The sequence below is a fragment of the Rhodopirellula sp. UH5 genome (assembly GCF_056839225.1).
Genome location: NZ_CM166390.1, coordinates 2,098,781 through 2,111,883, shown reverse-complemented (window position 1 = coordinate 2,111,883; position 13,103 = coordinate 2,098,781). Strand labels below are relative to the sequence as shown.

The window sequence follows — 13,103 nt, the reverse complement described above, 5'->3', positions numbered from 1 at the left end:
ACGCACCCTGGCGTGATTTCATTTGCCGCATCACGCGGCGACTCCTTCCGGCGTGTCTCCAACGACAGCGACATACGGGAACATCGGAGAGTTCGGCGGTGCAATAACGATCGACCTCGCTTCGCAACCGACCATCGGATCTAGCGTGGGCGCTGCTCGCTTGGATTGATTGCGTCGTTCTCAATCACGCCACTTATTCTGCAGATCAGGTTTTGATCCGTCGCCTTCGCGTCTTCTGACGCGAGGCCGCACCGAGCCACTCTGGCTGCGGTGAGGGCGTGCACCGAATCGACTGCAAACTTTCCTCGCTCAGCCGCCGTTTTGTTCCCTGGTGCAACAAATCGGGAATAGCCGTTTGCCAAATTCAGTTTGTACTTGACGCATTTACCAGGGTGAACGTCGGGCAGTTGGTCAACGTGGCCACTCGATTTTCACCTGATGCGTCGCCTCAACTGCAAGTTTTTGGCGAGCACATGAGTGATTCTCCGAATCGAAAGATCTCCGTCCCCAAACGATTGGACGCCCGTTCAACGCGGATTGAACTGCGGCGTCCGAAAACCGACCGATCAAGCGAACCCCTCGCGTTCACGTACCAGCAAGCAGCGGACGCGTTGCAGGTCAGCGTGTCGACGATCAAGCGTCGCGTCGAATCAGGAGATCTCCATGTCGTGATGATCGGCACGCTCCCCCGGATCCCCAGAGCCTCGATTCAGCAACTGCTGGGCGAAGCGTAGCCGTCGGCTGCCTGCTCCCGGAATGGATCCAATTCCTAAACCAATCAACTTCTTAGAAAGGCCATCATGCCAAACCCCATTGCGTACAAAAAGTACGACAAGACAGCGTACCTGTTCCGTTTCAAGCGACCTGATACAGGCAAGCGAACCACCTTGCGTCTGGGTGTCGTTTCGAAGTCCGTTGCAAATGACTTCGGTCAAAGGATTGACGAGATTCTGGAATGCAACAAGTACCAAACCGATTTGAGCCCGAAGCTCTATAGCTGGCTCTCGAAGCTGGAAGACGAAACCTACGAGTTGCTCGTGAAGGCCGGGCTCCTGGCTGCCCGTCAGGAATCGACCCTGCCGCGATTGAAAGTCTTCCTTGATGACTATCGAGAACTCAAGAAGGGCGGTGGCGGACGAAGCGGCGGCTGGAAGCCTGGCACCTCGAACAACCGCAAGCAAAGCGCGGATGACTTGGTCCGGTACTTCGGCGAAGACAAGGCTCTCCACGAAATCAGTGCTGGTGACGCGGAGGACTGGTTCCAGTGGATGCAGAAGCCAGCTCCCAAGGGACGTGGACTATCCGCGGCCACCGCATCGAAGAAGCTCAAGGACGCTCGCCAGTTTTTCCGTTACGCGGTCAAGAAAAAACTGATCGACGAAAATCCATTCGAAGATCTTCGAATTCCAACCCAGGACAATCCTGATCGGCTGGTCGAAGTGACTCGCGAGACGGTGCAGAAACTGATTGATGCGTTCGACGATCCTGAGTTCAAGCTGGTCCTTGCGTTGGCCCGGTTTGCTGGGCTGCGTGTGCCCTCGGAGGTTTCTTGCCTCACCTGGGATGACATCGATTTTGATGAACAGACGATGCGTGTCTTTGCTTCCAAGACGGAGCACCACTCACGTGGTGGCCACAGAATCTGCCCGCTTCTTCCTGAGCTCGTTCCTTACCTCGAGGCCGTACGGCCAGCCGACGCAAAGCAGGATGACTTCGTGTTCAGACATCTACGAGGTCCGAAGTTGAATTTGCGGACACCTCTGCTTCGCAAGATTGAGTCGCTGAAGATGGAGCCATGGCCAAAGCTCTTCCAGAATCTACGAGCGAACGCACTGACCGACTTGGCTGAGGAGCACCCGATCCACAAGGTTTGTCGTTGGCTCGGCAACACGGTCGAAGTAGCGATGCGACACTACGTGATCATCAAGAAGCGAGAATATGACGGGCCCCGCCAGGACAGGAAGAATCGCTAATTGATCAACTGATACCCATTCCAATTTCCCTCGTTTCAAACAAGGAAAACAGGATGATAAAGCCCAGCAAAAGTGGGGCCGAAAGCGGGACACGTTGAAAGACCTCCTCCTTCGTCCACTTGGTTTGCTCATCACAAGCAACCCAACCCAAAGTCGCTCACTCGGTTGGTGGTCGAGTTCGAGACACGCCACGTCTCGGGGGAGTTCGACTCTTCAGACGCCCCGCCGACGCTCGGATCCGAACTGACGCAAACATTTAGTTCAGCACAGCCCGTTCGCCACTGCGGATTTGATGCGTGTCACCCCCTCGTGCCTAAAACGCTCGATCCGAGGTGATCGCTCCCATCCGCAGCGAACGGGCCGCTGAATCCAACGCCCGAGTTGAAGAGCTTCGAGGTTCTTCTTTAGCTCCCAAACCGTTTTCAAACTTCGCCACTGACCGAGTGCAGTTCGATATTGCCGGTCCCCTTTTCTTCAAAGAGAACAAATCATGACGAACCAAAACCAGAACCCAAAATCCATCTCCAAGACTCCGCCTGTCGCCGGCCTGCCCAGCGACGACGCGCTCCGGGAACTCGCCAAAACCTACCTGAACAAACAATACCAGCACTTCCCCGAATACCATTCACTCGGACTCCTGCTGGACCGCACCGAAGCATCCCACGAGGAGATGGCGAAGCAGTTCAGTAAATCCTACCGCTCGGGCAGCGTGCATTCATTTACGCCGACTTCGCAGGTTCCCAAAAACATGACGGTGGCTGCGTGCTACGTGCGTTACAGCGATGCCAACTCGAACACTCGCTCGCTCGACCAACAACTCGTCAACGTACTCAAAACAGCCAGACACCTCGATGCCTTCATCCCCTGGGAACACGTCTTTGCTGATGCCGCAATCTCCGCGACGACGACTGCTCGTCCCGGATATCAATTGCTGCGGAACATGGTTGAATCGACGGAAACCATTCCCGTGGTCATCTTCGTCGACCAACTTGATCGACTGCATCGCGATCTAGTAGAAGCAAATCAATTCAAGAGGATCCTCGAGTCGCGGCATCGCCGACTGGTGACAGCGGACGGCTACGACTCCACAAACGAGTTTGCAAAAATTGCCCACACATTTTCGTCGCTGCAGGGCGAGATGTACATCGACCAACTCAAAGTGAAAGTCGATCGCGGCATGACCGACGCGTTCAAAAACGGCAAACACCTGGCATCGCCACCGACGGGATACAAACTCGTCGAACGCAAGGACGCAGAGGGCAACGTCATCATCAACTCCAAAAGCAAGGTGGAGAGAAAAGTTGTCATCGACGACGAAGCCGCTGAGGTAGTACGAAGGATCTTCAAGATGTACGCCGAAGAGAAGCTCAGCCCGGCGAAGATCGCGAAGGTACTCGACGGCGAGTCCGCGCTCGGACGCTCCACCTGGGGGCCATCCAGCGTGACGCAAATGCTCAAGAATGAGAAATACATTGGACGTTGGACCTGGAAGAACACCACGCGTGTCCAAGATCCTGTCACAGGAAAAAAGCGTGCTGTACCCGTTCCAGAAAACGAGCGAATGGTAGTCGAATTCCCAGAGCGTCGAATCGTCCCGCAAGAACTCTGGGACGCAGCAGTTTCCCGAATGGCGGAGGTATCTCGAGACACCAATCCGCCCAAAGGCCAACGAAAAACATCGCGGCAAGAAGCCTATCCAACGATGCTCTTCGATCTTTGGTGCGAGAAGTGCGATGCTCCGTTGCGGCGTTTTCGGTCCGACGGGACCTATGTCCAAATGAACTGCCCTCATGGGAAGGATGGCTTGCGGGGCTGCGACCTCAAGTCATCCAAATCTCTCCGCATCATCGAAGAGTGCCTACTGACGCCAATCAAGCAACAACTCTTTGCCGACGGCTATGCCGAGCGACTTTGTAGCGAAGCCAACAAGTTCCTGGCGGAAGAAGCATCCAAACCACCTGTCGATACGAAGCAAATCGAGCGGAAGGTCGCGTCCCTTACGGCGAAGTTGCAACGAAACGGACAGCGTCTCTCTAGCCTCGCTGCGGGTGTGGCAGCCGACAGCCTGTTCGAGAGCATTCAGATTGATCAAAACGCTCTGACTGATCTGAAGGCAAAACTCGAACTCACGGCGAAAGCGAACTTCCGCCCCAAGCCGCTCGACGTCGAAACGATCCAAGAGTTTCTCACAAACTTGCGTGAACTGCTGCACGACGACATCGTCAAAGCTCATGGCGTCCTTTCGAAGATGGTCGGTCAGGTACGCGTATCACTCGGTGAGAAACAAGGGCGAACTCACACGTGGCGAGCGAAGCTCAATCTAAACTCAATCCCGGCGCTGGTCGAAATTGGAAAGCAAAGGGATTGTCCAACCACACACTCACTGGAGTTCCTCCAAGTGTGTAGTTGGACAATGGACGACCAGCTTCCGGTGACGATTGTCGACTTCCCCAATTACCAGCGAATTGCGGCAGATGCGATCAAAATGCATGATGCGGGGTCGCCGGTCAATCGCATCGCCGTGGCTCTGAATAGCGATCCATCGACCGTCAAGAAAGCGATCGAGTGGGCGGCAAACAACGACACGGGCTTCATTCCACCCGCCGACTTCAGCGTCCGTCGGAAGCTTGCGAACAACAAAACGGCAAAGATCGGCCCCGAAGTCGTGGGACTGCGAAACCAAGGCCTCACCTTCGAAGAGATCGCCAAGAGACTCGGCACAACCGGTGGCACCGCCTCACGAGCCTACAAGCAATACCACGCCAAGGCGAACCTTGCCGCTGTTGAAAATGGTGAGCGGCTCGACACTGGCAAAAACAAACGCAAGATCCCCGAGGAGAAGATCAACCAGATCCGCGACCTTCTCACCGAAGGCAAGCTCAGCAAACGAGCCATCGCCCGCGAGGTTGGGGTGTCAGCATGGACGGTTCGGCATGAAGCAGAACGATCGACGGGCAAATGAGAGCGTTCTCGGCAACTCGCACCACAAGTTTGGCAAGCTTCCGACATAAACACCAACTGCTCCGCCCAACCCCCAAAAAAAGCCAGGACATGACTAGCATGTGCTGGCTTTGGTCGCCCGAAGGCGGTGCCTGCGAATTTTCAACAAGTGAATTTCTTGTTGCGAAAAAGTTACAGGCCGAGGTCAGGTACACTGCAATAAAGTATATGGTCCATCTGGGGCAGATGCAACCGCCCGACCACACTCAGACCGTGCTAGAATGGTGATTTTCTGAGCATTCGCATGAGTGAGAGACGCAAATGGGACGGGGAGTAACGATCGGACTGGACATTGGCTCCAACTCTGTTGGCAGTGCATGGGTTGACGAAGACTCGAAAACTATCGAAGTCGGATGCAGCGTGTTTCCGGCTGGCGTGGACGACACCGGCGACGGCCGGGGAGCTCCCAAGAACCAAGCACGTCGTGACAAGCGTTCCGCACGCCGCAACATTTCCCGGCGGTCCAGTCGGAAGCGGAAGCTACGGCGGTTTCTCATTAGTGGCGGTCTGCTGCCACGTGAGCGTGCTGCTGCGGAAGTTCTGTTGCAGCAAGATCCATGGGAACTTCGCAGGCTGGCAATCTCAAAAGCCTTGACTCCGCACCAGTTCGGAAGGGTACTGCTGCACTTGGCTCAACGTCGTGGCGCTGCAGGATTGCGACCGGTCACGGATGACGCAGAAGACAGGAAGGGTCCTGATAGCGATGGTCCAATCAAAGATGCAATCGATGAAACTCGCAGAAAGATGCTCGAGCGAGGCTGCCATACGTTCGGCCAATTGATCGCGGACATTGCCGATGAGGAATCGCAAGCAGTCCTCGGTCCTGATGGAAGCCCGAAGAAGGATGATGCTGGGAACGTTGTGACCTATCGACAAAAGGTACGTAACTCCAGCGAAGTGTTCCTTTTTCACGCCGACCGTGAAATGATTCGCGACGAGTTTCGATTGCTGTGGGAGAAACAAAAAGCGTTTGGCGGGGAACTCGCCGAACTACTGACGGATGAATTACGTCTCGCTTTGGACAATCCAGAGCGTGATCAGACGTGGCGTCACAAAGGCCTGATGTTCCAACAGCGAAACACCTACTGGGATGTCGGCACTTTGGGACGTTGCGATTTAGAGCCTTCGGATCGTGTGGTTCCGGTCGCGGACTACTATGCATCGCGATTTCGAGTGATTGAGTACGTCAACAACATTCGCATCCGGCGACCCAGCAGCGACTCGTTCGACCCGCTAACGGCTGACGAACACGAAGCAGTCGTTGCTAAACTCAGACAACAGAAGATGGCCACGATCAAAACGATCCGGTCGGCCTTGAAAATCGACACCGCAAACTTGAAGAAAACCGAGTTCAGGGTCTCCGACTTTCAATTGAATCTGGAACGCGACGAACAACGCCCCCCCAATACAGATTGGTTCGCTCGAGAAATCATCGCCCCGTTGCATGAGCACGGTGACGAAGCGATTTTGAAGCAACCTGCAAAGCTCGATAGGCTCAACAAAGCGATCCTGCGTTTCGACCCCGCGGAAGCTACGGACGCCGACCGACTACGTCAAAAACTGAGTCATTTCAATCTCAGTGAATCGACCATCGAAGCATTAATCACCGGATGGCGGACGCGGCCCAAACTGGAAAACCGCAGCAAGCTTTCACGCCGGGCGATCCGCAACTTGTTGCCGTATATGGAATCCCCAACAAGCAATGGGCATTGGCGAACTCAAATCGAAGCTCGACGTGCGTTTGCTGACGACAGGTCCGCGGTAGACCTGAACACTGGCAAAGCACCCACGGATGAACAACGCACGCGATACAAACTCGGTGGAGGACGCTTGAATGCTGCGGCACGACACTTTTTAAAGAAGCATCCCGAAGAATATTTACCACTGCCACCGGTTTTGAGTAATCCGGTCGTTCGCAAAGCCATCTATGAAGTGCGTCGGCACATCATTGCCTATCTGAAACGTCATGACGGTCGCATTCCTGACCGGATCGTGATTGAATTCGCACGTGAGGCGACCAAACCGGCGATGGTCAACGACCGCATTCTTTTTCGCAACCGTAACCGGGACAAGATTCGTCGAGACATCCGCGAACAAATCATTCGTCCGGCTTGGGGAGCCAAATACGAGTCGTTGACCACAAATCAACTAAAAGCCGCTGAAACTCGCGTGCTGCTGTGTCTACAACAACGCGGCGTGTGTGCCTACTCGCTTGATAAAGTCATCGATGACATTAGTTCGACATGCGGTTATTCCGGTCGAGCGATTACGCCTCGTCAAGCCGCCTTGGGCACCGGATTGGAGGTCGACCACATCATTCCGTACAGTCGATGTGGCGACAATTCCATGAACAACCGCGTGCTTTGTTTCATCGATAGCAATCGAGACAAAGGCAACCGGACGCTCCGTGAGTGGTGGGGAGACGATTTCGAAGAGCGGATCAAACCGATGCGATTCTTTGCCGAAGCCAGTCCACCTCGGGGTGAGTATTTCGAGCCACGCGACTACTCTAAGAAGTGGAAGAATTTGTCAGCCGAAAGCGTTCCAAAGGAGTGGAAAGGCAGCCAGTTGTCGGATACAGCTTATGCGGCGCGAGAAGTACAGGATTACCTGGAAGCCGCTTTGTGGCCCAACGCCCCCTCGCATCTTGACGGAGGCACGCGGCGAATCTTCGTCACGCGTGGCGGACACACCGCCAAACTCCGACGTGACTGGCAACTGTACCGGCAGGCAGCCCCTGATGAGTTGCCGCCAACGCCCCAAGAACAGTCTCAGCGGGAAGCAAAGAATCGCGGCGATCATCGCGAACACGCACTCGACGCGGTGGTGATCGCATTAACCAGCGAATCACGATTGCAGCAACTTGCCAAAGACGTCAACCATCACAACCAAGCATGGACCGATGCCCGTCGCACTGGCGAACGACCGAAAACACTCCGACGCCAACCATTGGCTCCGCCGTGGGGCAATGTCAGATCGTTTCGGCACCAGGTTCTATCGTTGATCTACCCGGACCATGCCGGCAACAAGCAGTCAACCGAAACGCAGACACCGTTGGTCGTCTCGCACCGTGCGGTTGGTCGCAAGCTGTCCGGCCAACTCCATGAGGAAAGTCTGTTCGGCCCCGTCCCGACGCAAGCCGACACGTTCATTGCGAAAAAGTCGATCGCAGAGCTGAAACCGAATCACCTGCGTTTGCAAGTAATTGAAAAGCCCAAAGATGCGATCGACCGACTAGCCAAACGCTACCAGGAGAAGGCCCCGAAGCTGTCTGAAAAAGACGCCAAGTCGAAAGCCAAGAAAGTGGTCGAAGGAAAGGGATACAAACCCTTGATGGTCGATCCACCGCCCGAAAAAAGTGGACTCATTCGCGATCTGGGTTTGCGACGAATTCTTCGCCAACAGATTGAGGAGCGGGCTGAACGGCTTGCTCTCAGTCGCGGGGCGGACGACTTCACAACGGGAGACCTAAAGAAGATGCTTGCCGCACCATTTGGCCCATTCTGCCAAGAATCCGGTGTCCCGATCAAATCGTTTCGTTTGTTGCGGACAATGAAGGGCCCCGTCACGTTACCGCGTAGTGAGTTCAATTACGAAACAATGTCGTGGGAAACTATCGACAATCCATCAGGTTCGAGAGCACACGTCAGCGGCAACAATCATCACCTGGAAATTCGGCAAGACCTACGCGGCAGATGGACAGGCAAGGTCGTTTCGATGCATGACGCCGCCGTCCGAGCGAAGAAGTTTAGAGTCGATCCGGTCGACCATTCTAGTGATGACGAGCGAGGGACTTTTGTAATGTCATTGTCGATCGGCGAAATCATTTACATGCGTGATAAAGAGACGAACGAGCCTGGATACTTCGTGGTTGCGAAATTGGATGGTCGACGATCCAGTGAGAAAGCTGAGTTTTGCGCGCACTGGGATGCGCGGCGTGCGGTTGGCGAAAAAGATGATGAAGGCAAGTTGATCGACAGCAGCAAACGGAAAACGGTTCCGATTTCGCCAGCCCAAATGCAACAACTTGCGCCGCCAGGATTTGATACCCCGGTCAAGGTTGTGGTTTCGCCATTGGGTGAAGCAAGACCGGTGGAGCCGCACACATTTCAAACACCAAGCTTTAGTGAGTTAGACCCCAAGGTCGTCGCGATCGCTCGCGAAGCTCTGAACGCTCGCAAAACAAGAGAGACAGATCGCAAGAAAGGCCATCGTCGACATGGGTCTTGGTCGTGGATGCGTGCGAGACTCAAGAAAGCTGGTAAAGAGCACTTGGCGTCAGAGCTTTCAGCAGCGATGCGAATACTTAATTCGTAAACGGTCGCACTTCTTTTTCGGTCGCGCTTTCCCACTGATCTTCGTGGCCCTCGTTCGCCTCACATACGACGATTCGTGAAAATCCGCGGCCAAAGATTCCCTCAGAATTACATCCTCGATTACCAAACCGGCGATCGTCAAATTACCATTGAGAGTTGAAAGCCCCATGGATGGCATGTTTCGCCCAGTAACATGAGGTGTCAACGTGCTAAAACGCACAATCGAAATCAGTTCCCAACCCACGCACCTGTCAATGCGTTTAGGACAACTGACTCTGACCCGCAACGGACACCCCGTCAGTAGCGTTCCCTGTGAAGACTTGGGTACAGTCGTCGTCGACCATCCACAGACGACTTACACGCACGCGGCCTTACGCGAGATCGTCAATCACGGCGGCACGCTGATTGTTTGCGGCGAAGACCACCAACCAGCCGGCATGTTGGTTCCAATGGCCACGCATTGCCAAATCGTGCAGCGAATGCAAGAGCAAATCGAGGCCTCGCTGCCGACCCAGAAAAGAGTTTGGCAGCAACTGATCCGCGCCAAAATCAAAGCCTCAGCCTGCGTTCTTGACAGCACAGAGATCACCAAACCCGTTGCCAAACAACTGCGGGCACTCGTGCCTAAAGTTCGCTCGGGCGATGTCACAAATGTTGAAGCCCGAGCGGCAAAGCTGTTTTGGCGTCACTGGTTGCCGCCAGAGATTTCGTTTCGCCGTGATCAAAACGGCAATGAATTCAACGGGCTTCTGAACTATGGCTACGCGATCATCCGTGCCTTGTTGTCGCGTGCGATTGTCGCGGCTGGCTATTCACCCGCGATCGGCATCCACCACCACCATCGCAGCAACCCGTTTTGCCTGGCGGACGACCTGATCGAACCGCTGCGGCCCATTGTCGACGGCTGTGTTCGTCACTTACATCGACAAGGGCACGATGAAGTTACCCGAGAAACCAAAGCAGCATTGCTGGGCTTGCTCACCTGTACGACGGAGTTCGATGGCGAGGCTGGACCGCTCAACGTGGTCGTGCATCGCTATATCACCCGCTTCGGCGATTGCCTGCGAGGTGAGGCAACCGAGATGGACTATCCCAAGCAGATTATCTCATGGAACTGAGCGCGTACCGAAGCATGTGGACTATTGTGATGTTTGACCTTCCCGTCGATACACCCAAGTTACGAAAGGCGTACGCGCACTTTCGCAAGCAATTGCTGGCCGACGGTTTCTTCAAATTACAGTACAGTGTCTACGCCCGGCCATCACCAAGCAAAGAGACCGCCCAAGTCCACATCGCCAGAATCGAACGCTGGCTTCCCAACGCCGGCGAAATTCGCATTTTGGAAATGACAGACAAGCAATACGAGACAATGAAGATATTCTGGGGCCAAAAACGCCAGACACCTCCAAAATCACCTGAGCAACTTGAGTTTTTTTAATCCCAAACGTCCCGCTAAACGTCTTGCTCGAAAGGTCTTACAAGAGAGGTAGTGTACCTGACCTCGGCCTGCGACCAATCCGCAACAGGTTTGGGCGGTCGACGGCGACGCGTGGAAGTGTACCTGACCTCGGCCTGCGACCAATCCGCAACACGTTGATAGTCACGTCTTCGCCGGCCATAAGTGTACCTGACCTCGGCCTGCGACCAATCCGCAACGCGAGGGGACTCGGCCGGTCCAGTTGATCCAGTGTACCTGACCTCGGCCTGCGACCAATCCGCAACACGCAAGCGAGGCCAGTCCGTTTCGCCGAGAGTGTACCTGACCTCGGCCTGCGACCAATCCGCAACGTGCCTCACGGGTTGACGACAGCCGGTCTCAGTGTACCTGACCTCGGCCTGCGACCAATCCGCAACAAGTGGAAGCAAGAGGCGGTCCAGCGATCCAGTGTACCTGACCTCGGCCTGCGACCAATCCGCAACGTGTTGGCTTGCGATCGCTGAGATGGCCTCAGTGTACCTGACCTCGGCCTGCGACCAATCCGCAACCAAGGTGGGTCGGGACAACGCCTCCGACGAAGTGTACCTGACCTCGGCCTGCGACCAATCCGCAACACCAATCATTGTCTGAATCCAGAATGTTGCAGTGTACCTGACCTCGGCCTGCGACCAATCCGCAACTATCCCGTCGCTGTTTGTGCGTGCAGCAAAAGTGTACCTGACCTCGGCCTGCGACCAATCCGCAACGTCCCCTCGGTGCCAACACTGTCTACAAAAAGTGTACCTGACCTCGGCCTGCGACCAATCCGCAACGAGTATGGCGTGACACCCGTAGTCGTCACCAGTGTACCTGACCTCGGCCTGCGACCAATCCGCAACACGACGTGTTGAAGACCGAGCCGGCGTTGCAGTGTACCTGACCTCGGCCTGCGACCAATCCGCAACTCTTGGCTCGCGCCGTACAAATCACCCCATAGTGTACCTGACCTCGGCCTGCGACCAATCCGCAACGGGATGAGCAGTCTCGCCTTCTCGGCGTTTAGTGTACCTGACCTCGGCCTGCGACCAATCCGCAACCGATATACTTTGGGTTGATGAGGCTCAACTAGTGTACCTGACCTCGGCCTGCGACCAATCCGCAACACCCCGAACTATTCAGCAATGACCCAGAAGAGTGTACCTGACCTCGGCCTGCGACCAATCCGCAACATATTGACGAGCCAACTACCAAGCGGCTCGAGTGTACCTGACCTCGGCCTGCGACCAATCCGCAACAGACGGTTGCTTCGTTGGACAGTTTGATCGAGTGTACCTGACCTCGGCCTGCGACCAATCCGCAACGTGCGTGCTCGTTGGCCGACGGTGCCGGGTAGTGTACCTGACCTCGGCCTGCGACCAATCCGCAACGCGAGGAGCTTGCCAAACTGCCGCCCGATGAGTGTACCTGACCTCGGCCTGCGACCAATCCGCAACAGCAGTCGACCAACGAGCTTGGCGAAATCAAGTGTACCTGACCTCGGCCTGCGACCAATCCGCAACTCGCCATCGTTGGTGACAACAATATGATTCAGTGTACCTGACCTCGGCCTGCGACCAATCCGCAACTACCACTGCCGGAAGCTGCTTGATGGGTGGAGTGTACCTGACCTCGGCCTGCGACCAATCCGCAACACGACAGTCGCGTTCTGTGCTTCTGGGACAGTGTACCTGACCTCGGCCTGCGACCAATCCGCAACGACTGGGCCGCCGAACCACGCAGAGCCGCGAGTGTACCTGACCTCGGCCTGCGACCAATCCGCAACGACACCTATCGTGGTGGATCCACCAATAAAAGTGTACCTGACCTCGGCCTGCGACCAATCCGCAACAGCACAACGTGGCGATCGCAACCGATGGCCAGTGTACCTGACCTCGGCCTGCGACCAATCCGCAACGTATCCGTCAAGTACACCTTGCCTTCGTAGAGTGTACCTGACCTCGGCCTGCGACCAATCCGCAACTCGCGTGATCGGTCAAGCGGATCGGATGAGAGTGTACCTGACCTCGGCCTGCGACCAATCCACAACTGGATTGATTGTCGTTCGTTCATCGGTCGTAGCCAGTCGCATTCTGATGAATTCGATGGTGAGGGCCTCCGCCAACTTCAAGCCCTGGCGGGTATCGAACGCAAATGACACCTGCAAGCAAAGCCGGCAACGAACTTGAAACTTGATGTCTTGAGGACGCACGATGCTGCCCGTTTGTCGCACGGCCCCACAAAAGCGATCGTAGTCGTGGATTCCGTTTACGGCCTGGGGAGACGCGATATGGACTGTCTGAGCAAAATTGACAACTCAGAGTTGGCCATGTACCATCCCACCTTTCACAGCCCCCTAGC

General features: G+C 55.4%; 6 protein-coding genes and 1 CRISPR repeat array. All 6 genes read left to right on the top strand.

The window, feature by feature from the left end; translation table 11 throughout:
* Positions 1-473 precede the first annotated feature (473 nt).
* The 6 genes from UH5x_RS07700 to cas2 all read left to right on the top strand — a co-directional run bounded on the left by UH5x_RS07700 (position 474) and on the right by cas2 (position 10,727).
* Positions 474-734: an excisionase family DNA-binding protein gene (locus UH5x_RS07700; protein WP_482635299.1), complete on the top strand. Its 261-nt coding sequence runs from the start codon at positions 474-476 to the stop codon at positions 732-734.
* Between the two features lie 66 nt (positions 735-800).
* Entirely contained in the window at positions 801-1,973 is a 1,173-nt protein-coding gene (locus tag UH5x_RS07695; RefSeq protein ID WP_482635298.1) for a tyrosine-type recombinase/integrase, read from the top strand.
* A 490-nt stretch (positions 1,974-2,463) separates the two neighbouring features.
* Positions 2,464-4,935 (top strand): recombinase family protein, encoded by a 2,472-nt coding sequence (locus UH5x_RS07690; protein WP_482635297.1) that lies wholly within the window; start codon positions 2,464-2,466, stop codon positions 4,933-4,935.
* A gap of 299 nt (positions 4,936-5,234) precedes the next feature.
* Positions 5,235-9,290 carry a type II CRISPR RNA-guided endonuclease Cas9 gene (cas9, locus tag UH5x_RS07685; protein WP_482635296.1) on the top strand — a complete coding sequence of 1,352 codons (4,056 nt, stop codon included), beginning with the start codon at positions 5,235-5,237 and terminating at the stop codon, positions 9,288-9,290.
* A 205-nt stretch (positions 9,291-9,495) separates the two neighbouring features.
* Complete coding sequence (gene cas1 / locus UH5x_RS07680) at positions 9,496-10,407, top strand: type II CRISPR-associated endonuclease Cas1 (protein WP_482635295.1); 912 nt, start codon at positions 9,496-9,498, stop codon at positions 10,405-10,407.
* A 29-nt stretch (positions 10,408-10,436) separates the two neighbouring features.
* Entirely contained in the window at positions 10,437-10,727 is a 291-nt protein-coding gene (cas2, locus tag UH5x_RS07675; RefSeq protein WP_482635294.1) for a CRISPR-associated endonuclease Cas2, read from the top strand.
* A gap of 50 nt (positions 10,728-10,777) precedes the next feature.
* Positions 10,778-12,792: direct repeats of the CRISPR family, unit length 36 nt; unit sequence AGTGTACCTGACCTCGGCCTGCGACCAATCCGCAAC.
* Positions 12,793-13,103 lie beyond the last annotated feature (311 nt).